Here is a 22,979-nt window from a genome sequence, read left to right on the forward strand (position 1 = left end):
CTGCATTGTTCGTGGTTGCCGTGCGCCCGTGACTTGTTGCACTTGTCGCAGATCGTTTGTAAGTCGAGTGGGGGCATTTGGCCTCGGCGGATTCGGACTGTTCGGCGCAGGGCGGTCATGCGGCATCCTTCAGCGCCAAGCGTTCCTCAGCATTGATGCTATCCAGCAAGCGATAAGCCAGGGCGCCGACGAAGTGGGCCTGGTTGATTGCTTTCACGCGATAAGCCTCGGTTCCCGGGAATGCCTCCCAAGTGTCTTTGGCTAGCCTGAGGGTGGTGGCAATCTCTAGCAGGGCCAAGTGGTCGCTCTTGAGGACCGGGGTTGCGTGCGTAGCACGCGCTTGTCGAGCCAGTTTCTCCAACCGGTGTTGGTCGGCGCGATGCAGACGATTCAGGTCGGCGATGTCGGTGTTCAAAGCTTCAATGCGAAGCGAATGCACGGCATTGCGCTCGTCCAAACCTCTGCTGTAGCTGCGGGCGAGTGAGCGCAGGACTGCTTCACGAATGAAGTAGGCCATCAACAGAAGGCCAATGGCTGAGCAAATGACGATGATGATCTGGTGTTGTGTTTGCATGTACTGTGTTCCTCGGTAGAGCCCGCCGCTGGGATCATTGGTGAGAGGCCGGCGGCGGGGTGTTGCAGTGGTGGTTAGCCCAAGTTGAAGCTGCCGATGGTCAACTTCGCGCCGCCACCGACTTCCTGCTGAACGACATCCTTGAATTCTTGTGCGAGGTCCTCGCGCAGCTGCTCTTCGCCAATCCAGCGCAGGCGCAGTAGGGGCTTGTCACCGCCGGTGAGGACAGCAACACGGAGTCGGATGATCTGCACCTTCAGTCCTTCATATGGCTCGACGGTGAATAGGAATTCGGCTGGCAGGCCTTCCGAGGATTTGGCTTCGATCTGGTCCATCGCCGAGCGGGATGCGCTCAGATCGCCAACGATATGTTCGCTCTTGCGTGCTTGCTCGATGCTGATGGAGCGGATAGCGCTAGCGGCTTTGCGCAGATCGATGTGGCTATCGTCCGCTGAAAGGGCTTGGAGGTTCGACGCCCAATCCTCAATCCAGTCGCTCAGGTCTTTCTGCGCGAATTGGATGGTGGCGGCACGCTCGAGCGCACGGAAGGCGGCAGTCTTTCTCAGATTGAGGGTGGCGGTAAAATCGCCGTGCCCGGGCTCTTTGGTGTTGCCCAGGTTAAAAATGACGGTGCAAGACATGGCTTCGGCGTCGACAAAACCAGATGCGACGACTTCGGCGCTTTGCTCCATCACGTAGTTGCCGAAGTCCAGCAACGAGTGGGTGGTGAGCGCACCGCGGAAGCGACTACGAGCGGCTTGGAACTTCTCGATGCTGTGGATCTTCTGATCAGACGGCAGAATCAGCGCCGGAGTGAAGGTGCTCAGCGGCTTGGCATAGGCCAATACGGCGGTGTCTTGAATCAACTGAATTGCTTTGGCTTCCATCGGATCGTTTTCCTTTTGGCGAGAGGCATGGATATAGCGGTTAGGACTTCGGGTGAATCGGCGCGGCGTCTCGGTTGAACAGCTGGCCCGCGCGAGGGGCTTCGGCAAACAAGGTCAGGCGACCGCCCTCGTTGACATGCATCGGCGTGTCGAGGGTTGTGTCTTCGCTGCGGCTGCCGCGTTTGGTTGGCACCTTGTAGGCGAGCTTGTGGTTGACCGTTACCTGGTGGCTGTCGGCAATCTGTTTCAGCGTGAAGGTCAGCGTGACGGAGCCGACCTTGCCGTTATCGACAACGCCCGATGCAACTTCGGAAAGGGCGTGGCCGATCTGGTTCGCGAAGACGCCCGCGTTGAGTTCACCGATGAATTCGGCTGTGTCTGTTGGTTTCATGTGCTGTGCCTCAGTGAGTGCGAGTTGTTTGCCCCTGAACGGCAGGGGCCACCGATAAATCAGGCCGCTTGCTTCGCCGCTTGGGCGTCGAGGAAGTCGGCCAGGTCGTGCAGATAAACCACGCGCTTCGCCCGTGCCGAGTTGTGTAGCCGCTTGACGACCAGGGCGATGCGACCGGCCTTGATCTCTTCCAGCAGGTAGCGGTCGGTCCGGATGTGCGTGAAGTACTGTTCACGGACTGCCGTCAATGAAGGGCAGGGTGTGGCGAACTGTCTACGAAGCAGGTCGAGGGTGTTGCTCATGCGGCTTCCTCCCCGAACCCCTCCGATCGGGGCACCAGCTTGAGGCGTATCAATTCAGCCAGTCCTTCTTTGCTTTTGCCCATCGCGGCGGCGCAGATTTGGCCTTTGGCATCAGCCACCACGGCACCGAATGGGTACTCCGGCGAGTTGGTAGGGGTGACGTAGGCCACTTGCCCGTCTTGAATGACGTTGTTGACGCAGCGAAATACCTCCGCAAGATCGGTACTCAGCACTGGCATGCTTTCCAGCAGCTGGACGGCTTCCGTCGAGGCGCCGATCAGCGTGGCGCGGTTGATGACGCCGGGGCAGTTGAGGAAGATCGGGATCAACTTCAGGGCGCCGAGGGCTTGGGTGTAGGCGTTGGCTTGATTGGTTTTCATGCGGCGGCGTCCTTGTTCGTAATGGTGATGCCCAGCTTCTTTGCCAGCCATTCCACCCCGGGTTCTTTCACCATCACTACGGCGTAGTGAACCGGTTTGCCTATCGTGGGGTTCCAGCGGACGCGGGGGTCTGAGTACAGGCGGCCTTGGTCTCGATACTGGCTGGCGAGGTCACCGCTGCTGTTCAAAATGCCCAGCTCCCGCAACCTGGTGCGGAAGGCGCGGGGCTTGATGCCGAGCACTGCGGCGGTTTGGTCCAGGGTGCGGTTCATGGCGCTGTCCTCAGGCGGCGATCAGTTTGCGAACGCGGTCAAGCAATGCTTCCGAGTCGGCCAGTGCCTGATCAATTTGCGCCAGTCGGCCGGACTGTTCTGGTGGCGCGGGTCGCGCCGACTCAATCCGGCCGTTCGCAATGTCCTGGATGAAATCTCGCAGGTGCAGGTGGTTGGCTCGGTCTGATCGCTTGAGGGTCAGTTCGCCGGTGTGGCCGCCCAGGTCAACATTGATGAGGGCGGTGGTGTCGGTGAGCTCGACTTCAAAGCTTGCGTGGATGGTTTGCTCTGGTCTTTGAAGGGGGCACACGGCGGCGCCGCCGACCTGCAGCATGTGGTGCAGGAGCTCTTGCTTTGCCAGTGGGATTAGATAGCTGTTCATGCTGCGTCACCCCCGAAAGGCCAGGAGCTGTTATCGACGGCGACGATGTCGAATGGCTTGACGGCTTCGGTGCGGCCTTTAGCGCTGGTGATTACCAGCAGTCCGGTGCGGCGCTGGATCGCTTCAACGGCGGCCCGGCTACTGCATGCGGATGGGTGCAGGTACACCGGGCAGCGGGTGTTGCTGTGCTGTGTGGTTTGCATGGCTCGTACTCTTGGTGAGAGGTAGATACGAGTGCAAAATTAGCAACGGCTAAATAAACTTGCAATAGCAAATGCTAAATTAGTTTTTCGATTAGCAAAAAAAACCCGCACTTGGCGGGTTCTTCGATGCGTGAGGTCCTACAGCAACACGGAATACCAGAAGACCTTACCGATCACGATGATCTCGTTTTTGATGAGGTCAGTCGCGCTGTACTCTTCGTCGGGATGCTCTTCACGATTGTAGCTGCGCATTCTCAAGCCTCCGCCAGGTAAGCGGTATAGCGTCTTAACTCTTAGCTGACCACCGTGATTGAGCGCGTACATTTTTCCATCTGTGATGGTTGTACAGCCCTGATCAACACCGACGGTGCTGCCGTGTGGCAGTACAGGCTCCATGCTGTTGCCGTTAACTGTTACGCATACGGCCTCATTCGCCTGAACGTTTTGCCGCCGAAGCGTCATCTTTCCGAATCGAAGTTTTTGCTTGTGGGACTGGTGAACCGCAGTCCTGCCGCTTCCCGCGGACAATTCAACTTCCTTAAGGAAAGGCACGTAAACCTCGTCATCATCCAAGGGGGTCTCGTCGTCCCAGACGTCGATTGGGCCGAGGTAATAGGCATTGCTGTCGACTGACTGATTCTCAGATGGTGGCAGCGTTCCGGTTGCGGATGCGCGCATCGAGACAGAAGGCGTGGTGAGGGTTCCCGCAGCAAGGCCGATTTTCGCTTCGAGATTCGCCGCTGCTTTTTCGCCCAACGATCTATGCCCATTGAGAAGCTGGGAAAGGTACGAGGCATCCAGGTTGTAATGCTCGGCGAACTCTTTCTGGGTTCTTTCACCCATCAAGTCGCGCAAAACTTGAATTCGCATTTTCTTTATATCCATTCGCCAATCATCGCCTTCCGTTAGCAAACAGTAAATTACGGTTTGCTATTGCTCATTGCATTAGCAATTGCTAATCTCGGCGCTCAGAAGGAGGTGTGTATGACCTTGCACGAGTATTTGAAAAGTCTTGATAAGGCGTCGCTGGATGCATTCGCGGGCCGATGCGGTACGTCAGTAGGCCAGTTGAAACAGGTCGCTTACGGCAATCGCAGGGCCAGCGTCGCTTTGGCGGTAGGCATCGAGCGAGAGTCTGCGGGTTCAGTCACCTGCGAACAGCTTCGTGCAGATATTGACTGGGCATATTTGCGCGGCTCTAAAGGAGCTTAAAAGGTGCCGAGCTGGGGCCTCTCACCAAAGATCCCCCAGCTCAGCTACGACGACACACAGCACATGCACATCGGTCGTGGTCGTAGGATAGGGTCTGCCCTGGTCTATGGCTACACCGTAAATAGGGGATTTACGGTTATGAGTCGCACAGATCTTTTGCCGGACGCGGGTCCGGTCCTTCCATTGCGTCAGGCGATCTATCGCGCTGGTCGTGATTACAAAGGCGGAATCACCGCCCTTGCCTTTGACATGGTGTTGGACAACGACACCCTTCAAAAGAAACTCAAGCTCGATGAAGAGCGCCGTTGGCTGAACCCTGATGAGCTTGAGGAGTTGATCAGGCTTACTGGCGATTCGCGCTTACTTGATGCGCTGATGCGCCCGGCCGGCGCTGTCTGGTATCGCCCGGTTCCAGTACCAGCAACGCGGGATGCCCTGAAGGCCGTCGGTAAGTTGCTCGGCGAAACCGGTGAGTTCGTGGCTGCCATGCACGATGGTGCTGCCGACAATGTATGGGAGCTTCACGAAGTTCTCGATCTTGAAAAGCAGGGCATGGATGTGATCCGCGAAGTTCTCGGCATCATGGCGGGCGCTCGTCAGGCAATGGAGGATCGTGTCCATGGCTGACGAAATCGATCGCGCCAATGATCAGGCGCAGTACTTGCTCGACGTTGCGCTTCAGCGCCGTCGCCTTGCACCATCAAACCGCGTCAGTGCGCAGTTCTGTGTGGATTGCGACGAAGCCATCCCGTTACTTCGACAGCAGACGATTGCAGGTTGCCAAACCTGTGTCGACTGCCAGGGGTTGCGGGAGGTTCGGCGATGAGTGAGCCGGCAAAAGGAATAGCCATCGCCACATGGGCAAAACGCTACATCGATACTTTCAACTTCGCCTTGGTATCCATTGAACCAGGTGAAAAAACCCCGAAAGGCATGGGGTGGAACAAACCGGGCGGTTACATCACTGATGCCGCCACTGCTGAAGCATTCTGGCAACGAAACCCTAATCACAACCTCGGCGTCGTACTCGGACCGAGCCGTGTCTGTTCGCTGGACGTCGACGACGTTCAGTGGACGCGGCACGTGTTGTATGAGCTGCTGGGTGTTGATCTGGATGCCATGGTGTTGGTGTATCCGACTATTGTTGGTAACCCTGCGCGCTTCCGGGTCGTGTTCAAAGTGCCGGAAGGCATTGAGCTTACCCGGCACTCTCTTTCCTGGCCAAATGAAAAAGACCCTGACGGTTCGATTCACAAAGGCCTGATGGATAAAGCCAAGGCTGCGAACGAGCAGGGCGATGGGGTCGGGGAGGCTGCAGCGCGCGCGGAGGCTGAAGAGTACAAGCGCTTCACGGTGTTCGAGCTTCGCGCCGGCCTGGTACAGGACGTGTTCCCGCCTTCGATTCATCCGGGTACCGGCAAGCCTTACACCTGGAGAACTCCACCGAACGCTAACGACGGCCTGCCGACGCTGACTGTCGATCTGCTGAACATCTGGCAAGGCTGGGAGTTTTTCAAACGTGATGCCGAGGCAGCCTGCCCGTGGGCCATCAAGCCAACCACGGCGCCGGCGAAAGTCATTAAGCGTTCAGCACCTGCGGTAGGTAAGCAGCCGTCAGTGATCGACGAGTTCAACCGCTGCCACGACATCGAAGAACTGCTGCGTACTCACGGCTATATCAAGCGGGGTAGCAAGTGGCTCTACCCGCAGAGCAGCACCGGCCTACCAGGTGTGACAATCGCTGACGGCAAGGTCTATTCGCACCACGGTGCCGATCCGCTCGCGAATGGGCATCAGAATGACGCCTTCGAGGTGTTCTGTTTGCTCGAGCACGGCGGCGATCAGTCGAAAGCGGTGAAGGATGCTGCGCGTATGTTGGGTATGCAGCGTTCATCGCGGCCTGATCCGCAGGATCTTCCCCCGACCCCATCCGGTGAAGTGAGCGAGCCGAGCTGCGCGAACGACGCCATCGGCGAGGCTGCTCCGGCTCCTGACGGGGGGGCGGGGGAGGCACTCACGCTAGACCATTTACTTCGTCGTTTTGCGCTGGTCGAGGGCACCACGCAAGTGTGGGACTGCGACCAGTCACGGGTGATGAAGAAGGCCGCATTTGAAGCGCGCGTGGGCAAGCCCCTCGCCAAGGCGTGGCTGGACGACATGGCCAAACGGTTGATTGCGGATGATCACGTCCGCGACATCGAGCAAGCGCGACGTATGGCGGGTAAGAAGGGCGGCGCGCTCGGTATGCCGCCGACTGATCGGTATGTGTACATCGATGGCACCAAGGATGTCTGGGATCGGGAAAAGAAGCGGCGTATTGCCGAAGGCGCCGTGAAGATGGCGCTGGGTGACACTTATCCGCTGTGGCTCAACAGCAGTGAGCGGCGCACCGTGGATGTCGAACACATCGTGTTTGATCCGACCATGAGCAAGGACCCTGCGGTGTACATCAATACCTTTGATGGCCTGCCGCTGGAACCTGTCAGGGATGATGAAGCCTGCGCCAATCTGCGTTGGCTGATTTCGTTTTTGTGCAACCACGATGAAGCAGCGGCCCAATGGCTCGTCCGCTGGTTGGCGTACCCGTTGCAGCACCTGGGCGCCAAGATGGACACCGCGGTACTGATGCACTCGATCATGGAAGGCTCAGGCAAAAGCCTGCTGTTCGCCGATGCACTGGGCATGCTGTATGGACAGTACGCGGCCACGGTCGGCCAGACGCAGTTGGAGAGCAACTTCAACGCCTGGCAAAGCCGCAAGTTGTGGTCGGTGTTTGAAGAGGTTGTGAGCCGTGACCAGCGGTACAACCAAGTGGGCAAGATCAAGCACCTGATCACCGGCAAAACGGTGCGAATGGAATCGAAGTTCATCAACGGTTGGGAGGAAGCTAACCATATGAACGCGGTATTCCTGAGCAACGAAATTCTGCCGTGGCCGATCAGTGACAGTGACCGGCGGATGCTGGTGATGTGGCCTATGGAAACCTTACCGGTCGAACGGCAAAAAGCGATCGGACGAGAGCTGGAGCAGGGTGGAGTCGCGGCGCTGTACGGCTGGTTGTTGTCGGTCGACCTGGGCGACTTCAACCAGCGGACACGACCACCGTCGACGGATGCTCGTGAGCGTCTGGTGGCCTTGAGTCGCGCCGGATGGCAGACGTTCTTGCATCTGTGGAAGTACAGCGAGTTGGGCCAGGGGCTTTGGGGGCCGTGTCTGTCGACCGACCTCTATTCGCTGTTCCTCGAATGGTGCCAGCGCAATAAAGAGCACGTGATGAGTCAGACGAAGTTCTCGCTGTTCATCAGTTCCGAGGTCGATAAGACGCGGGCGATTCCCTGGACCGATGGCAGCAACCGGCGTTTTGGCGCGTTCTTCTTTCCCGTCGATCAGGCCGCTTCCCCGCCCCCATCACTGAAGGCGGCCGAGCTGGGCAAGCAGGTCGAAAACTGGCGCGCCAAGGCGAAGCTTGCGGGCTGGCATGTGGACAGCTGGGACCACATCAAGGCGGCTGCCGCATGACTACATCTAAAAGTGTGTTGGGTGTGTCGGGTGTGTGTTGGGTTGATTTCAGATACCCCACACAGACTGAAGCCTTCTTTTCCAGCGGTTTGCGGGCTTTGTGTCGGGTGTGTTGGGTTTCGCTACGCGTGCGCGCAGGCGTGACGTTAGATGTTCGGTTTCCGATGACTGATTATTTTCTTCATGCGAGGACGGAAATACGCAACAAACCCAACACACTAAACACAACACGATTAGGGCTATTGATTTTAAAGGGTTTTGTTTGTGTTGGGTTTGTGTCGGGTTGGGTGTTTTTTGTGTCGGGTTCGGTTTTCGGGGGAGTAGGGCGATGATCCAGGCAATGGAAGTACTGCTGAAGTACTGGGGCGAGCAACTTCGACTCAATGGCGAAAGCGGCGGCATGGGCAGTCCGATGGCAACGATCATGGAGTGGGGTGGCTGCGCACCACGCGGCACGCCTGGATCCCGAGTCATCCTTGGCGCTGGAGCTGGGCCTGATGCAGTTGCGCAGGAGATCGCCGCTGCCCTGTCGGAGATCGGGCGTCAGGGTGAGCAGGGTGATCGGCTGATGCGTTTGGCGAGCCTGCGTTATGGCGATGATCCGGCGCCGACCTGGCTGATGCAGTTGCATCTGCTGGGGATGGAGTCGAGAGCGAAACAGACTTACTACGACCAGGTGCACCGTCTGCATGAGCGGCTGCTGGAAGTGCTGGCCGAGCGTGCTGACGCCCGTAAGTGGCTTACCGCCGGTCGGGGCGTTTTGCCTCAAAGTCTCCTCAAAGTTGCGTCAAAGTTGCGTCGAGTCGGATAACCGAAAATGACCCCTTTTCGGTTCCGTACTCAGCGGGTAAAAAGTCACCACGATATGAAATTTGCGCCTTGGCGCTGACCCGAGCACGTGCTGTGCACTCCGTCTTGGCTAACGTCATGACATCGAAACCCTGCCCCCCGGCGGGGTTTTCTTTTTTGTGTTCGGCACAAACCTTCACTTGAGGCACGACATGACAAATGAGCAGCAAGCGCTGGCAGAGATGCCGATCTGGTTAGTGATCGTTCTGGCTCTGGTTGGAGGTGTATCCGGAGAGATGTGGCGAGCCGATAAGGATGGGGCGCGCGGCTGGGCGCTATTGCGGCGCCTGGCACTTCGCTCCGGTGCCTGCATCGTTTGCGGTGTGTCGGCAATGATGCTGATGATCGGCGCGGGCATGACGATCTGGACAGCAGGCAGCCTGGGTTGCCTGACTGCGATGGCCGGCGCCGATGTTGCCATCGGCCTGTACGAACGCTGGGCCGCCAAACGCCTCGGCGTCACCCAGTCGCCAGCCGCTGATCGCGAGTAAGGGCAATGATGCGGCTTGAGATGCGAGACAACATCGACAAGATCGTGCGAGAGATGCGCGGGCTGGCCCGCAACAAGGTGCCCATGGCTGCGGCCAAGGCACTGACCTTCACTGCTGAGCGTGTGCAGTTAGCCGAGACGGCCGAGATAGCCCGCGTGTTTGATCGGCCAACCCGCTGGACCTTGAACTCGATCTACAAGCGCGGAGCCAGCCCCACCAGGCTGTTTGCTCGCGTGTGGGTCAAGGATGAATCCAGCTCGGGTGTCGCCGCCTCGAAGTACCTGCCGGTTCATATGGACGGCGGCAGTCGCCCGCACAAGCGATTTGAAAAGGCGCTGATTCACTACGGCCTGATGCCTGCCGACATGTACGCGGTACCAGGCCGGCGTGCCCGAATGGATGGCAGCGGCAACATCAGCCGCGGCCAGATCATGCAGATACTGTCCGCCCTCGGCGCTGCCGAGCGTGTATCAGGTTTCATGGCCAACCGGACGGCGCGCAGCAAGCGGCGCAATCGCAATGCCCCGGACTACTTCGCTGGTCGCCCAGGTAATGGCACGGGTCCGCTGGGCATCTGGCAGCGCGTCGGCAGCGGTGCGCGTCCCATCCTGATCTTCGTCAAGCGTCCGACCTATCGTCGACGCTTCGATTTCTACGGCGTGGCGGATCGTGTCGCCGCGGCCGAATTCGAACCGCTGTTTCGCCGGGCATTGGCCCGTGAGATGGGTCGGGGGTGACGGCCGGCCTCGATTTCGCCCGGTTTCGGTCGATTTTGGTGCATTTCGGTCGGATGCGACGGCCTCAGCCCCTTTTTCATTGGGTCCTTCCGGGCGATGACGAAATTGGGGTAATTCGAACCCCGATCTTTTTGCAGATTCAACCCGACATAGGGGGTTCCGCTTCCTGTCCAGTCCTAGGAGATGGCCATGCCAACACAACGCGAGATTGCCGATCACCTGGACATGAGCGAGCGCAATGCCCGCGATGTGTTGAAGGGGTTGGGCATCAGTGATTGGCAGGCGGCCAGCCTGGACGAGATCCGGATCGCGTACATCCGCGACCTGCGCAATAAGGCGGCGGGGCGTGGGGGCAGCCAGTTGGAGGAACTCAACGCCGTGCGGATTGACGAAGGGCGGGTCAAGGCGGCGAACGGGCGCCTGCTGTATCACGAGAAATTGCGGTCGCTGATCCCCAGCATGGAAGCGGAGCGGGTGCTGTCCGACTGGGCGGCCTTCGCCAACCGGGAATACCTGGGCGGCGTCGAACGATTAATTCAGGAAATCGAGAACGTGCAGAAACTCACGGTTGATCGATCTGTGGTGGCCAAAGTTGCTGGACCTACAACCGAGCGAATTGCAGGCTACGCGCGAAAACTTGGCGCAGAGCTTGTTGGCAGCAGCGGGGAAGTTCAACCCGCCGCGTGATGTGCCCACGGCGGAGTACTTGAGCACAGAGTTTTACTTGCCCGCTGAAAGCGGCGTGCTACATGGCCTGTACGACTTCCTCTACACGCCGTACTTCCTCGGCGTTGCCGCCGCGCTGGATGATCCGCGCGTCAGCGAAGTGGACCTGATGAAAGCCGCGCAGATCGGCTGGACCTGGTTCCTGATCGGTTACCTGTTCAAGTTTGTCCAGTTCCTGCCCCGGCCGATCATGATCCTGTTTGCCAAGGAAAAAGACGGGAAGAACTTCCACGATGAGAAGCTCAAGCACGGCGTGATGGCGAACACCGAGGTCAATCGGTTGATGCCGGTCGACACCAGCCGATCCTCCGGCAACCGCTGGGACCACAAGAGCTTCCCCGGCGGCTTCCTCAAGTTGGTGGCCTCGAACTCCCCCGGCAACGTGAAGTCGACGTCATCGGTGGGACTGTCGGTGGTCGAGGAACCGGATGACACCAGCGACGACGTGAAGGGGCAGGGTGATGCGATCGCCCTGCTCGAAGAACGTGGTAAGCGATATCCCGGTTCGAAAATGCTGGTCGGTGGAACCCCGGCGATCAAGGGCGCGAGCAAGACCGAGGCGCGTCTTGCCCAGACCGATTGCCGAGTGCTGCCGATTGTCTGCCATGCCTGCGGCCAGGCACATGTGCTGGACTTCGCCCATATCAAATACCTGGACATCAATGAAGGCGTCGAGCCGCACGAAATCTATGGGCGTGCGGATCCCGACACGGCCGGTTATGCCTGCCCGCATTGCGGAGAGATCTGGGACGACTACCAACGCAAGGAGAACATCCGCAACACGGTGTTCAACGCCGTCGAGGCGGGTGATCCATTCTGCGGTTGGGTGGCGACCAAGCCCTTTGCCGGGCGCGCCGGGTTCATCGAACTGAACGAGCTCTATGCATGTCTGCCGGGTACCAGCCTGGCGAACATCGTGCGCGAGCAGCTCAACGCCGAGCACCAGGCCGCCATGGGCAATCTGTCGCTGCTGATCAAGTTCGTTAACCAGAAACAGGGTCGCGCCTACGAGTACAAATCGGATCTGCCCGAAGCCGACAAGCTGGCGGAGCGGGCCGAGGATTACCCGGAAATGTTCGTGCCCATGGGTGGGTTGGTGATCACCGCGGGCGTTGACGTGCAGCACGATCGCCTGGCGGTCGTTCTTCGCGCCTGGGGCCGTGGCGAGGAGTCATGGTTGCTCTACTGGGGTGAGATCTACGGCGAAGTGGTGTTGCCAGGGCAGGGCGTTTGGCTGGACCTGGAAAAGCTGCTGTTTTCGCCGATCAGTCATGCCTGCGGCGCCAAGCTGAAAGTCCTGGCCGTCTCGCTGGACACCTCGGACGGCACCGTTACCCAGGATGCGGCCTATGCGTTTTGCCGTAAGCATCAACAACGCGGTGTGATGGCGATAAAGGGAGCCAGCGAGCGGGGCAACAGCCGGGACGATGAACGCAAAGAAATCTTCAGCGCGCCTCGGCAGGGTGTGGACACCGACAAGGAGCAAAAGGCTTCGAAGTACGGCCTGCGCCCGTACATCGTCGGTACGTCGCGGGCCAAGGATCTTTGGATCGAAGGCCGGCTGCCGTTGACGGGCGAAGGCCCGGGTCGGATGCACTTCTACAAGACAGTGCGACCGGACTACTTCCGGCAGATTACCGCCGAAGTGAAAGCCCCCAGCCGGCGGCACCACTATCGCAAGGTCTGGCAGAAGAAGGCGGGCGAGCGAAACGAAGCCACGGACTGCGAAACCTACGCGCTGCATGCGGCCCGTTCGCTGAAAACCCACCTGCTCAATGAACACGATTGGGCTGCACTGGATGCGCAGATCCGGCAAGGCGGTTTGTTTGATACGCCACCACCGGAAGCTGACATCGAGCCGGATTCAGATCCCGCACCGGCGCCGGAAAACCCGGTACCTAAACCACCCGCTGAACCCAACGAGCTCCCGCCTTCTGGCGGGAGAGTTGTTTCTGGGCGCCGCAGTGCCATGCGCGTGCTCTCCCAACGCAGGAATTAACGATGGCCATTACCCTGGAACAGGCGCAGAGCCAGCTTCAAGCCTGGCTTGATGCGAGCATGAAAGTCAGCCAGAAACAGAGTTACCGCATCGGTACTCGTCAGCTGAACTACGCCGACGCGGCGGAGATCACCAAGATGATCGACTACTGGCAGCGCCAGGTCGATCAACTGGCCAGCGGTCGTCCTCGCGGCATTGTCTTGCGCGGGATTACACCGTTATGAGCCGCGCGTCCAAGGCCTCCCAACCGACGTTGTTGGATAAGGCCATCAATTGGTTGAACCCCGTGCAGGGTGCAAAACGTATGCATGCGCGGATGACGATGACGGCGCTGGGCGGATACAGCGGCGCCTCGAAGAACAAACGCTCGCTCAGTGCCTGGAATCCGGGGGCTGGTAGCGCAGCCTCGGATCTGCTGCCGGATCTGCCAACTCTTCGGGAACGTTGCCGCGACCTGGAGCGAAATAACCCCATCGGCGGCGGCGCGATCAACACGGTGGTCACCAAAACGGTCGGTACTGGGTTGGCGCTGAAGTCGGTGGTCAATCGTCAGATCCTCGGCTGGGATGAGGACAGCGCACGTGAGTGGCAGCGCAACACCGAGTCGTTGTTCAAGTCGTGGGCGGAAACCACGGCCTGCGATATCACTCGCGAACAAAACTTTTACGGCTTGCAGGATCTGGCCTGGCGTTCGGTGCTCAGCAGCGGTGATGTCTTTCCGTTGTTGACCCACAAAGAACGCCCGGGTCAGCACTACTCGGCCTGCATCCAGCTGATCGAAGGCGATCGGGTGTGTAACCCGGACAACAAGGCCGATACCGAAACGCTCACCGCTGGCATCGAGCGTGACGCGGATGGTGAACCGATCAAGGCTCACATTCTACGCAGCCACCCGGGTGCGCTGGGTGTGCGAGAGCGGAAATGGGATGAGCGACCGTTCTTCAATGAACGGGGTGGCCGAGCGTTGTTGCACCTGTATCGGCGTCGTCGCGTGGGCCAGCCTCGCGGTGTGCCGTATCTGGCGCCGGTAATCGAGAAGCTCAAACAGCTCGACCGCTACACCGATGCGGAACTCGAAGCCGCCGTAGTGTCGGCGTTCTTTGCGGTCTTCATCAAGCCCGGTACCGGTGGCAGTCTCAGTCCGCTGGCCTCTGCCGCGACCGGCAACACGCCGGTGGGCGGTGATCGTCCTGCAGGTCGCGACTCTGGCGGCTGGGACGGTTCGCTCAGCGGCGGCATTGTCGCGGAGCTGGACGACGGCGCATCGATCGAAACTGCGGCGCCGGGGCGACCCAACTTGGCATTCGATCCGTTTGTATTGGCGATGTTGCGCCAGATCGGCATGGCGTTGGAGCTGCCCTATGAGGTGCTGATCAAGCACTTCACCGCCAGCTACACCGCCGCGCGCGCGGCCGTGATGGAAGCTTGGCAGTTCATCCGCGGCTGTCGTGATTTTCTGGGCAACGACTTCTGTCAGCCGGTGTACGAGCACTGGCTGGAAGAGGCTGTTGCCCAGGGCGACGTCGATGCCCCCGGCTTTTTCGACCATCCGTTGCTGCGCTATGCCTACTGCGGCTCGATCTGGGTCGGGGATGGGCCGGGCACCGTGGATCCGCTCAAGGATATCAACGCGGCCAAGGGTCGTGTCGATCTGGGTGTTAGCACACTGGCCAAGGAATCGATGCTCTACGACGGCAGCGACTGGGAAGAAAACCACGAACAACGCGCGCTGGAGGTGAAGCGTCGAATGGAAGACGGCCTGTCTGCCACGCCGGCCTCTCAACCTGAAGACCAGTTACCGCAAAACCCCGACCTACCCGAACGGACCTGACCATGACCGATAAACCAACCGACGCACTCCCGGCGCATCGGGTGACGGCGTTCGACCTGATGTCGCGCGAGCCCTGGGCGATCACCCCGGACATGCTGCATACCATCGCGGCGATCGCCCGTCGTGAAAACGAAGGCCCCGAAGCTGTAGAGGCTCGGCAGGGGAGGTCGCTACAGAACACCCGCAACGTGACCCAGCGCGGCAGTGTGGCGCTGGTCCCCGTCACCGGCCCGGTGTTTCGCTACGCGAACCTGTTCACTGCCATGTCCGGCGCGACTTCGCTAGACGTGTTGGCGAAGGAGTTCACCGCGGCGGTGGATGACCCGCGTACCGACAGCATCATCCTGGTGATGGACACGCCCGGCGGCCAGGCCAGCGGCATCGCTGAGTTCGCCCAGATGATTCGGGCGTCCCCGAAACGGGTGGTCGCGTACGTGTCGGGTAACGCCGCTAGTGCGGGTTACTGGATGGCGGCGGCAGCCCACGAAATCGTCATGAGCCGCACCGGCGCGGTTGGCTCGATCGGCACCGTGCTCTCGGTGCGCACGAACAAGGATGACGGTAGCGTCGAGATCGTCAGTAGCCAGAGCCCAAACAAACGTCCCGACTTTGCGACCGAGCAGGGCCGTGCCTTGGCCCAGAGCCATGTTGATCGCCTGACCACCATCTTCGTCGAGGACGTCGCGAGCTATCGCGGGGTTGGCGTCGATACCGTCCTTTCCGACTTCGGTCAGGGCGACATGCGGATCGGCTCAGACGCTGTGGCCCTGGGCATGGCCGACCGTGAATCCACCCTTGAATCTTTGATTGCCGAACTCAACGGCAGCAACTCCGGAGATCGTTCTATGAGCACTACCACCGCAACCCAGCCAGGCACGCCCGCTGCCGACAAGCCAACCATCGACCGTGCCTACCTGGCGGCCAACTACGCCGAGCTGCTGGCGACGCTGGAGCACTCCGCTCACGCCGCCGGTGCGAAAGCTGAGTGTGAACGTATTCAGGCGGTCGAAGCTGCCGGCCTGCCGGGCCATGAAGAGTTGATCGCCTCCCTGAAATTCGACGGCCTGACCTCTGGTGCTGAAGCAGCCAGCCAGGTGATCGCCGCGGAAAAGTCCAAGCGCACTGCCGCGCTGGCGGATATCCGCAGCACGGCGACCAAGCCTGTCCCTGCCGCAGCCGCACCGGATACGCCGGCAGCCGCGGCTGATCAGGAAGACCCCGAGGCGCCGCTCGAGGAGCGCGCCAAGGCGACCTGGGACGGCAACAAGGAATTGCGGGCTGAGTTCGGCGACTTCGGTGCGTACCACGCGTACCGCAAAGCCGAAGACAAGGGCCTGATCAAAGTCCTGAAGAAGTAACCCGGACCACACCCACCACCCTTTAGGCTTTGGAGATCCTCATGCCTCTTACTCTCGACACTCCCCGCGCTTACGAGACGGGCGACATCAATGATCTGGCTGTCGCTTCTGGCGTGCAGATCTTCGAAGGCTCGGCCGTCGGCATCAACTCGGCGAATGGCCTGGCGCGTCCGCTGGCTGCTGGTGACCTGTTCGTCGGCTTCGCTGACCGCGGTGTGGACAACCGCACCGGCGCTGCCGGCGCGGCGCGCGTTCGCCTGCGTGAAGCGGGCAAGGTGCAACTGTCTGTCGCAGCCCTGGCCGTCACCGACATCGGTAAAGCGGTGTACGCCAGTGACAGCGGCACCTTTGTCCTCACCGCAGCGAGTAATAGCCGTATCGGCCATGTGCACCGCTTTGTGAGCGGTGGCGCGGGCATCGTCAAGTTCGCCGCTCAGGCCGTCCCGGCTGCGTAATACGCCGGTTTATCAAGTCTTTCATCAGGAGATACACCCATGGGTGCTGAAGTACTTTCCAGCCGTGCCGTCATTGGCACGTTTTACGAGCTGCTCGAACAAAACGCCGGGGCGACCTGGATCGATCTGATCTCCAACCTCTTCGACTCGGACCAGGCCAAGGAAACTTATCCGTGGATCGGCGCGGTACCGACGCTGCGTGAGTGGATCGGCGGGCGCCACGCCAAGGGCTTTGTGAGCGCTGACCTCGAAATCGAAAACCTGCACTACGAAGCAACGATCGAGGTCCTGGTCAAGGAGCTGCGCCGCGATAAAACCGGGCAGCTGCGCATTCGTCTCGGTGAACTGGCCGATCGCACCAACTCGCACTGGGCTCGTCTGCTGTCGGCCCTGGTGCTGAACGGCGAAAGCCAGATCTGCTACGACGGCCAGTACTTCTTCGATACCGATCACGAAGAGGGCAACAGCGGCCCGCAGTCGAACAAGATCACCACCGACATCAGCGAGCTGGCGGCCACGCTGCACGGCACTCCCTCGCGCCCGAGCCCTGAAGAGTTCCAGCAGGCCGTGGCCAAGTCGGTGACCCAGCTGACCAGCCTCAAGGACGATCAAGGCGAGCCCATCAACGAACTGGCCCGCGAGTTCCTGGTGATGGTGCCTTTCGGTTTGCTGAGCGTGGCCCAGTCGGCGCTGACCGTACCGCGCGGTACCAACATCAGCGAGATCGTCATGCCGGACAACGTCAACGTGCGGGTGATCGGTAACGTCCGCCTGAATGCCTGGACCGACAAGTTCGTGACCTTCCGCACCGACGGGCGCCTGAAATCGTTCATCCGTCAGCAGGAAACCGACGTGGTGATGAAGGCCAAAGCCGAGGGCTCGGAGTACGAGTTTGACAATGACGCGCACCAGTACGGCGTCGACACCTGGCGCAACGTCGGTTTCGGGCGCTGGCAGTACGCCGTCCTGAACCAACTGGTGTAAGCCTTCGGGCTTGCACCTCATTCGAGGACATCACAATGCCGAAATACACAGTCGGTCAGAACATCACCCTGTTCGGTGGCGAGCTGATCCTGACGGCTGCTCAGGCCGGTGCGCGTTCGCACTGCTTGCAGGAGCTCAAGAAAGGCCGCTACGAGATCATCAGCCCGGTCCAGTTCAAGAAGGGGGAGGTGATTGTCATCCCCGGTGAGCCGGACAAGGCACTGGCTCAGAAGGTCACCAAGGTCGAAAAGGATGCAGGGGGCGGTAATGGCGAATAAATCCTACCGGGTGCTCAGCGGTTCTTTCCGCAAGTCCAACGACGAGTTGGTCGAAGTCGGTGGGACGATCGAGTTGCCGGCCGACATCTCGGAGCGTTTCCGCAACCAGCTGAGCGAAATTTCCCCGGTCGAGTCGAGCAAAAAGGCCAGTACGGCCAAGGCTGAAGGCGATGTTTGAGGAGGACCTTTCGGCCTTCCTCGAGGATTTCAATGTGGGTGGCCTAGTTGACGGCCAGCCCTTCCTGGCGGTGCGGGACATGCCGGACGAGATCCGTGCCATGGCCGGCATCAACAGCCAGTCGACCTACTACGAAATCCTGATCATCACCGCCGAGGCTGAGCGCCTGGGCATCGTCAACGGCAAGTTGATCAGCGTGGGTGGCGTGTCCTACAGGGTGCGCGACCGGCTGATGATCGATGACGGGGCCTTCAGTCTCGCTTCACTCACCAAGGTCTAACCCTATGTCTTCCATTCAAGAGCGCATCGTCGATCGGGCGAAGGTGCTGATTCTTGGCGCCGGTACGCTGGCCGGTGACCGGGTGTTTCGCAGTCGCACGGAAGCGATCACCCGGGACATGTCGCCGGCCATTGTGATTCGTCCGAACCTGGAAACCACCGAACGCGAAAGCCAGTTGGTAGACCGCAACCAGTTTGAGCTGTCGGTGGAGATCCTCGCTCGCGAGGACACCACCACGGGCGAGGCCTGGGACCAGGTCGCGGATCTGATCAAGGTTGCCGTGCACGCGGTCCTGCTGGAGGAGGACGCCTTTCCCGAGGCTGACCGGATTCAACGTTTCTACATCGACTGGATCGAGGACGACGGCGACAACACCGCGGGCAACTGCATGGTGCGCTACCGCTTCACCTATCTGTGCAACACCGGCGACCTGTCGTCGGGACCCACTATTTATTGAGGAATACCTCTCATGCAAATTGCATTCGGTAGCGGGCTGTTTTATGCCACCCCGCTGATGGACGCCTTCGGCAACTCGCTGGCCGCACCGACACCGATCCTGCTCGGCATCATGCAGGAAGCGTCTATTGATCTGTCCTTTGACTCCAAGGAGTTGTTCGGGGGTGACCAGTTCGCCATCGATGCGGCGCGCGGGCAGGGCAAGTTGTCGGGCAAGGCCAAGTCGGCCCAGATCAGCCTCTTCCAGTGGAACCAACTGGTCTTTGGGCAATCGCTCAGTACCGGCCAGGTGCTGGTGAGCCACTCAACGACCCCGACGCCAGTTCCGGTGGGCGCCTCCATCACCGTTGCACCGCCGGCTGGCGGCATTGTTTCGGGTGACCTGGGTGTTCGTGGGGCGGGTTCGGTCCCGTTCCAGCGAGTGCTGGCTGCTCCAGCGGCGGGCCAGTACGTATTCGATTCGGTTGCCGGCAAATACACCTTTGCAGCCGCTGATGTCGGTGTGCCGGTGTTCATCGATTTTCGCTACACCGTGACGACGGGCAAGAGCCTGTCGGTCAAAAACCTGCCCATGGGCGACATGCCGGTGTTCCAGGGTGAGTTGTTCCTGAAATACAAAGGCAAAACGATCTACGTGCGCGTGCCCAACTTCGTCAGCAACAAGCTCGGCATCTCGACCAAGCAGGACGATTACACCATCCCTGACTTCGAGTTCACCGGTTACCAGGATGAATTCGGTGAAGTCTGCTACTGGAGTTCGAACGAATGACCGCCGTCAACGTGCCGGGTGTTTCGTTCCCATTCCCGGGCAAAACGCTGGTGATTCCGCCGCTGTCGTTGGGGGACCTGGAGCAGCTGCTGGATCGCATCAATAACGTCATGTCCGGCAGCATGGACAAGGACAGCATTGCGACCGTGATTGATGCCACGCACGCCGCGTTGCGTCGTAATTATCCGGACATGGATCGTGTGGAAGTGGCAAGCCTTCTCGACCTGCAGAACATGCGTGGCGCGCTGGATGCCGTCATGAGCGCATCAGGGATGGAGGCGCAACCTGTGAGCGAGTCGGGGGAAGCTCCGGCCCCCTCGACTGGGGCCAGCTCTACGCGCACTTGATTGCCAGCACTGGCCAGAGCCCGGTCACGCTGCGGCGTGATTGGGACATGGTCATGGTGGGGCATATGACGGACTACTGGCAGCGACATCCGCCGCTGCATGTCCTGGCCGCCGGTTACCTGGGCTTCAAACCGGATCTGCCGGTGGCGGATGCGCCGGATCTGGCCACGAACCTCGCCGCGATGGCAAAGGATCTGTGGGCCGATTTGCCAGAGCATTTACGCGGCGCCTTGGATGCATTCTCCGCTCCGGGCGGGACCGGTTAGGGCAGCAGCATCATTCAACACCTGAAGAGCCACCGCATCGTCGGAGGCTTTTTCTTCCCCCACTTTTTGAGGTGTCGGCATGGAAAGAAACATTGCCTACCAGTTCACTGCCGGCACGCAGGGTTTTGACCTCGCAGTAGAAAGCATCGAGCGCAACATGCGCGATGCGCGAAGCACGTTTAACCGTGAGTTGAGGGCCATAAACACCGACATGGTGGGCAGCCAAACCCAGATCAGTCGATTGGGTGCGGCCGCCAATGATGCGTTCGGTTTTGTCGGGGCCAAAATCAAAGGCGACCTGCTGGCCTTGGGTGCTTCGATGGCTGCCGTATTTTCCGCCGTTGCGATCAAGGATTTTGTCAGCGACAGCAAGGCGGCACTGCTTGAGCAGCAGTCTGCTTACCGCGGGCTCGAGGCGGTGGCCAACCATGCGGGTGTGGGCATTGGTCGGGCAATGGAAGAGGCCCAGAAGCTTTCCGCCGATGGCTTGATCACTGTGAGTGATGCGGCTAAGTCCCTGCAGAACCTGTTGAGTCGGGGTTACAACGTTGATCAGGCGGTGTTGGTGATCAACCGTTTGAAGGACGCTGCCGCCTTTAACCGACAGGCCAACCTCGGAATGTCTGAGGCCGTTGTAGGCGCAACCGAGGGTCTCAAGAACGAAAACTCCGCGTTGGTCGACAATGCGGGTGTCACCAAAAACGTGGCAAAAATGTGGGAGGAGTACGCCAAAAGCATCGGCACCACTCGCGACAAACTCAGCGACTCACAAAAGATTCAGGCCGAGTACACCGGTATTCTCAAGGAAACCGAAGCGCAAGTCGGCAACGCCACCAAAGCCTCGCAAGGGTTGACGGGCAGCCAGGCTGAGCTGGACACCAAGAGCAACGAACTCAAGGTCACCCTCGGTACGATTCTTGAGCCTGCGTTCATCAGCCTGAACAAGCGCCTGGCCGAAACAGCGAGCTGGTTCAATGGCGTATTGAAGGGCCTCACTGGGACCGGCGTCACCGTTGATGAAGTCGCCGGCAACGTCAAACGCCTTGAGGCCATGTTGGCGAATCTGGATAACAAGGGTTCCCGCGGCGGTGGCGGCAAGGCGCAGCTGGAAGGCTCGCTGCAAGAAGAACGGTTGTTACTGGAAGCCATGCAGCTGACTTCCGACAAGATCGAAACAGTCGACGCGGGCATGAAGACGCGTTTGGCCCGGATCGAAGAACAACGGCAAAAGGTCGCCGAGCTGGCGGCAAAGGGAGATACCCGTCTTTCCACGCAGCAGCAGGCGCAGCAGCGCCCCACGGCCTACGGCCTTGAGGTGATGCGCCTCACCAAGCTGGAAACGGCTTACGCGGCGGCCATTGAACATCGTAAGGCGCTGGAGCAGGGCAACACCCCGCCACCGGCCAAGCCGGACACGCCGACAGCGGACGGCGGCACTTCAAAGTCGCGGGTCAGCCAGTGGGCTGAAGTGCTGGACGCGCAGAAGGTGGCACACACCCAGCAGCAAGCCGAGCAGGGAACCTTTCAGCAGTTCTCGCTGCAAAAGGAAGTCGATTACTGGCAGGCGATGTTGCAGCGCACCGACCTCAGCGCGGCTGAGCGGTTGAGTGTCCAGCGCAACTATCTGGGCGCGCTGACCAGCTTGCGCAAGCAAGACGAAGGGTCTGCCTTTGCTGATCTGCAGGCCCAGGCCCAGATGTACCGCAACAACATGGAGGCCCGCCTGCAGATTGCCCAGCAGGTGCTGGATCGCAGTCGCCAGTTGTACGGCCAGGACAGCGAGGAGTATCGCCAGGCGGCCTCTGAAGTGGTGGCGATCGAGCGTGAGAAGCAACAGCAGATCACCAACATGAAGCAGCAACAGTTGGCGGCTGATCAGCAGGCTCGGCTCTCGGAGATTTCGCACGCCGAACAGATGGCTCAACTGGATCTGCAAGCGAACCTGATCACCCAGGGGCAATTGCTGCAGTCGCAGGCCGAGTTTGAGCAACAGCGTTACGCGATCGAAGCGGCGGCCCTGGCCCAGCGCAAGCAGTTGCTGGAGCAGGATCCGGATCGCAATCCGGTCGCCCTGCAGCAAGTGCAACAGCAGATTCTTGCGCTCGAACAAACCCATCGCAACAGCCTAGCGGTCATTGGCCGTCAGCAAACGATGGAGTCTCAGAACAACTGGACCGGAATGGTTGGTAGCGTGCGTTCCAGCTGGACCACCGGTCTGAATGGCATCTTGACCGGCACCATGTCGACCCAGGGCTTGCTCAACGGGATTTTTGGCAGCATCGGTAGCGCGTTTATCGAGAACATGGTCACCGCCCCGTTGATGGCCTGGTTGTTCGGTGAGACCGCAAAAACCGGTGCAACGGTTGCCGGTGTCGGGGTGCGTACTGCGGCCGAGGCGGGCGGCGCTGCAATGTCCGTGGCGATCTGGGGCGCGGCCAGCATCAAGAACATCATGGCCAGCGCCTGGCAGGCCATGGCGGGTGCATTTGCGGCCATGACAGCGATTCCCATTATTGGTCCAGCGTTGGGTGTGGCGGCGGCTGGTGCCGCCGGTGCGTTCGTCTTCGGGCTGGTGAAAAACGTCGCTTCCGCCGAGGGCGGCTATGACATTCCTGCCGGTACCAACCCCCTGACTCAGCTTCACGAACAAGAAATGGTCCTGCCCAAACAGTACGCCAATGTCATTCGCCAGGCGGCGAATGGCGAAGGCCAGTTGGGCGGCGGCGGTGTTTACCACTACAACGATCACAGCGGCCGGCTCACCCCGGCGGATATCCGGCGCAATGCCCGGGTGTTTGCCGAGGAAATGCAAAAACTGCGACGCAACGGCGCCATCAAAGCGTGAGGAGGAAT

31 protein-coding genes are annotated in these 22,979 nt (G+C 60.0%); 22 read left to right on the top strand and 9 right to left on the bottom strand.

Features of this window, described 5'->3' with window-relative positions; translation table 11 throughout:
- Window positions 1-115: 115 nt before the first annotated feature.
- The 9 genes from ACA054_RS07320 to ACA054_RS07360 all read right to left on the bottom strand — a co-directional run bounded on the left by ACA054_RS07320 (window position 116) and on the right by ACA054_RS07360 (window position 4,276).
- The gene (locus ACA054_RS07320) at window positions 116-574 is read right to left on the bottom strand and encodes a hypothetical protein (protein WP_497688803.1); all 459 of its coding nucleotides are present in this window, start codon (window positions 572-574) and stop codon (window positions 116-118) included.
- Between the two features lie 74 nt (window positions 575-648).
- Complete coding sequence (locus ACA054_RS07325; RefSeq protein WP_497688804.1) at window positions 649-1,461, bottom strand: DUF2303 family protein; 813 nt, start codon at window positions 1,459-1,461, stop codon at window positions 649-651.
- A gap of 40 nt (window positions 1,462-1,501) precedes the next feature.
- Window positions 1,502-1,852 carry a YfdP family phage-associated protein gene (locus ACA054_RS07330; protein ID WP_497688805.1) on the bottom strand — a complete coding sequence of 117 codons (351 nt, stop codon included), beginning with the start codon at window positions 1,850-1,852 and terminating at the stop codon, window positions 1,502-1,504.
- A 59-nt stretch (window positions 1,853-1,911) separates the two neighbouring features.
- The gene (locus ACA054_RS07335) at window positions 1,912-2,154 is read right to left on the bottom strand and encodes a pyocin activator PrtN family protein (protein WP_497688806.1); all 243 of its coding nucleotides are present in this window, start codon (window positions 2,152-2,154) and stop codon (window positions 1,912-1,914) included.
- Window positions 2,151-2,534: a hypothetical protein gene (locus tag ACA054_RS07340; RefSeq protein ID WP_497688807.1), complete on the bottom strand. Its 384-nt coding sequence runs from the start codon at window positions 2,532-2,534 to the stop codon at window positions 2,151-2,153. The genes ACA054_RS07335 and ACA054_RS07340 overlap by 4 nt, the downstream gene beginning before the upstream one ends.
- Entirely contained in the window at window positions 2,531-2,806 is a 276-nt protein-coding gene (locus tag ACA054_RS07345) for a hypothetical protein (RefSeq protein ID WP_008056012.1), read from the bottom strand. The genes ACA054_RS07340 and ACA054_RS07345 overlap by 4 nt, the downstream gene beginning before the upstream one ends.
- Before the next feature lie 10 nt (window positions 2,807-2,816).
- Window positions 2,817-3,188 (bottom strand): hypothetical protein, encoded by a 372-nt coding sequence (locus tag ACA054_RS07350; protein WP_008056014.1) that lies wholly within the window; start codon window positions 3,186-3,188, stop codon window positions 2,817-2,819.
- Window positions 3,185-3,391: a hypothetical protein gene (locus tag ACA054_RS07355; protein ID WP_492598516.1), complete on the bottom strand. Its 207-nt coding sequence runs from the start codon at window positions 3,389-3,391 to the stop codon at window positions 3,185-3,187. The genes ACA054_RS07350 and ACA054_RS07355 overlap by 4 nt, the downstream gene beginning before the upstream one ends.
- Before the next feature lie 138 nt (window positions 3,392-3,529).
- Window positions 3,530-4,276, bottom strand: coding sequence for a S24 family peptidase (locus ACA054_RS07360; RefSeq protein ID WP_497688808.1), 747 nt, complete (start codon window positions 4,274-4,276; stop codon window positions 3,530-3,532).
- A gap of 99 nt (window positions 4,277-4,375) precedes the next feature.
- Here ACA054_RS07360 and ACA054_RS07365 point away from each other — a divergent pair, with 99 nt between their 5' ends.
- The 22 genes from ACA054_RS07365 (at window position 4,376) to ACA054_RS07470 (ending at window position 22,971) form a co-directional block, all read left to right on the top strand.
- Complete coding sequence (locus ACA054_RS07365) at window positions 4,376-4,603, top strand: transcriptional regulator (RefSeq protein WP_497688809.1); 228 nt, start codon at window positions 4,376-4,378, stop codon at window positions 4,601-4,603.
- A gap of 138 nt (window positions 4,604-4,741) precedes the next feature.
- Window positions 4,742-5,230: a phage regulatory CII family protein gene (locus ACA054_RS07370; protein ID WP_414920556.1), complete on the top strand. Its 489-nt coding sequence runs from the start codon at window positions 4,742-4,744 to the stop codon at window positions 5,228-5,230.
- A complete protein-coding gene (locus tag ACA054_RS07375) occupies window positions 5,223-5,429 on the top strand; it encodes a TraR/DksA C4-type zinc finger protein (RefSeq protein ID WP_008056023.1) in 207 nt (68 codons plus the stop codon). Before ACA054_RS07370 ends, ACA054_RS07375 begins: the two co-directional genes overlap by 8 nt.
- Complete coding sequence (locus tag ACA054_RS07380; protein WP_497688810.1) at window positions 5,426-8,122, top strand: bifunctional DNA primase/polymerase; 2,697 nt, start codon at window positions 5,426-5,428, stop codon at window positions 8,120-8,122. Before ACA054_RS07375 ends, ACA054_RS07380 begins: the two co-directional genes overlap by 4 nt.
- A gap of 328 nt (window positions 8,123-8,450) precedes the next feature.
- Entirely contained in the window at window positions 8,451-8,933 is a 483-nt protein-coding gene (locus ACA054_RS07385) for a hypothetical protein (protein ID WP_497688811.1), read from the top strand.
- A gap of 190 nt (window positions 8,934-9,123) precedes the next feature.
- The gene (locus ACA054_RS07390) at window positions 9,124-9,462 is read left to right on the top strand and encodes a phage holin family protein (protein WP_179054248.1); all 339 of its coding nucleotides are present in this window, start codon (window positions 9,124-9,126) and stop codon (window positions 9,460-9,462) included.
- A 20-nt stretch (window positions 9,463-9,482) separates the two neighbouring features.
- A complete protein-coding gene (locus ACA054_RS07395) occupies window positions 9,483-10,199 on the top strand; it encodes a hypothetical protein (RefSeq protein ID WP_497688812.1) in 717 nt (238 codons plus the stop codon).
- A gap of 189 nt (window positions 10,200-10,388) precedes the next feature.
- Window positions 10,389-10,886, top strand: coding sequence for a hypothetical protein (locus ACA054_RS07400; protein WP_497688813.1), 498 nt, complete (start codon window positions 10,389-10,391; stop codon window positions 10,884-10,886).
- A gap of 19 nt (window positions 10,887-10,905) precedes the next feature.
- Complete coding sequence (locus ACA054_RS07405) at window positions 10,906-12,924, top strand: phage terminase large subunit family protein (RefSeq protein ID WP_497688814.1); 2,019 nt, start codon at window positions 10,906-10,908, stop codon at window positions 12,922-12,924.
- A 2-nt stretch (window positions 12,925-12,926) separates the two neighbouring features.
- A complete protein-coding gene (locus ACA054_RS07410) occupies window positions 12,927-13,148 on the top strand; it encodes a DUF6148 family protein (protein ID WP_274073221.1) in 222 nt (73 codons plus the stop codon).
- On the top strand, window positions 13,145-14,755 hold the full coding sequence (locus ACA054_RS07415; RefSeq protein ID WP_497688815.1) for a phage portal protein: 1,611 nt from the start codon (window positions 13,145-13,147) through the stop codon (window positions 14,753-14,755). Before ACA054_RS07410 ends, ACA054_RS07415 begins: the two co-directional genes overlap by 4 nt.
- A gap of 2 nt (window positions 14,756-14,757) precedes the next feature.
- A complete protein-coding gene (locus ACA054_RS07420; protein WP_497688816.1) occupies window positions 14,758-16,113 on the top strand; it encodes a S49 family peptidase in 1,356 nt (451 codons plus the stop codon).
- Between the two features lie 41 nt (window positions 16,114-16,154).
- Complete coding sequence (locus ACA054_RS07425) at window positions 16,155-16,568, top strand: hypothetical protein (protein ID WP_497688817.1); 414 nt, start codon at window positions 16,155-16,157, stop codon at window positions 16,566-16,568.
- Between the two features lie 39 nt (window positions 16,569-16,607).
- Entirely contained in the window at window positions 16,608-17,552 is a 945-nt protein-coding gene (locus ACA054_RS07430) for a Mu-like prophage major head subunit gpT family protein (RefSeq protein WP_103393070.1), read from the top strand.
- 35 nt (window positions 17,553-17,587) lie between these two features.
- Window positions 17,588-17,830 carry a hypothetical protein gene (locus ACA054_RS07435; protein ID WP_497688818.1) on the top strand — a complete coding sequence of 81 codons (243 nt, stop codon included), beginning with the start codon at window positions 17,588-17,590 and terminating at the stop codon, window positions 17,828-17,830.
- Window positions 17,820-18,008 carry a hypothetical protein gene (locus ACA054_RS07440; protein WP_497688819.1) on the top strand — a complete coding sequence of 63 codons (189 nt, stop codon included), beginning with the start codon at window positions 17,820-17,822 and terminating at the stop codon, window positions 18,006-18,008. Before ACA054_RS07435 ends, ACA054_RS07440 begins: the two co-directional genes overlap by 11 nt.
- 34 nt (window positions 18,009-18,042) lie before the next feature.
- Entirely contained in the window at window positions 18,043-18,288 is a 246-nt protein-coding gene (locus tag ACA054_RS07445) for a hypothetical protein (protein WP_218495646.1), read from the top strand.
- Window positions 18,289-18,292: 4 nt separating this feature from the next.
- Window positions 18,293-18,745 (top strand): hypothetical protein, encoded by a 453-nt coding sequence (locus ACA054_RS07450; protein ID WP_497688820.1) that lies wholly within the window; start codon window positions 18,293-18,295, stop codon window positions 18,743-18,745.
- Between the two features lie 12 nt (window positions 18,746-18,757).
- Window positions 18,758-19,513: a hypothetical protein gene (locus ACA054_RS07455; RefSeq protein WP_497688821.1), complete on the top strand. Its 756-nt coding sequence runs from the start codon at window positions 18,758-18,760 to the stop codon at window positions 19,511-19,513.
- Window positions 19,510-19,860 (top strand): hypothetical protein, encoded by a 351-nt coding sequence (locus tag ACA054_RS07460; protein ID WP_497688822.1) that lies wholly within the window; start codon window positions 19,510-19,512, stop codon window positions 19,858-19,860. Before ACA054_RS07455 ends, ACA054_RS07460 begins: the two co-directional genes overlap by 4 nt.
- A 65-nt stretch (window positions 19,861-19,925) precedes the next feature.
- A complete protein-coding gene (locus ACA054_RS07465) occupies window positions 19,926-20,126 on the top strand; it encodes a hypothetical protein (RefSeq protein WP_497688823.1) in 201 nt (66 codons plus the stop codon).
- A gap of 79 nt (window positions 20,127-20,205) precedes the next feature.
- Window positions 20,206-22,971: a hypothetical protein gene (locus ACA054_RS07470; protein WP_497688824.1), complete on the top strand. Its 2,766-nt coding sequence runs from the start codon at window positions 20,206-20,208 to the stop codon at window positions 22,969-22,971.
- Window positions 22,972-22,979 lie beyond the last annotated feature (8 nt).

It is taken from the genome of Pseudomonas sp. LBUM1653 (genome assembly GCF_059716115.1).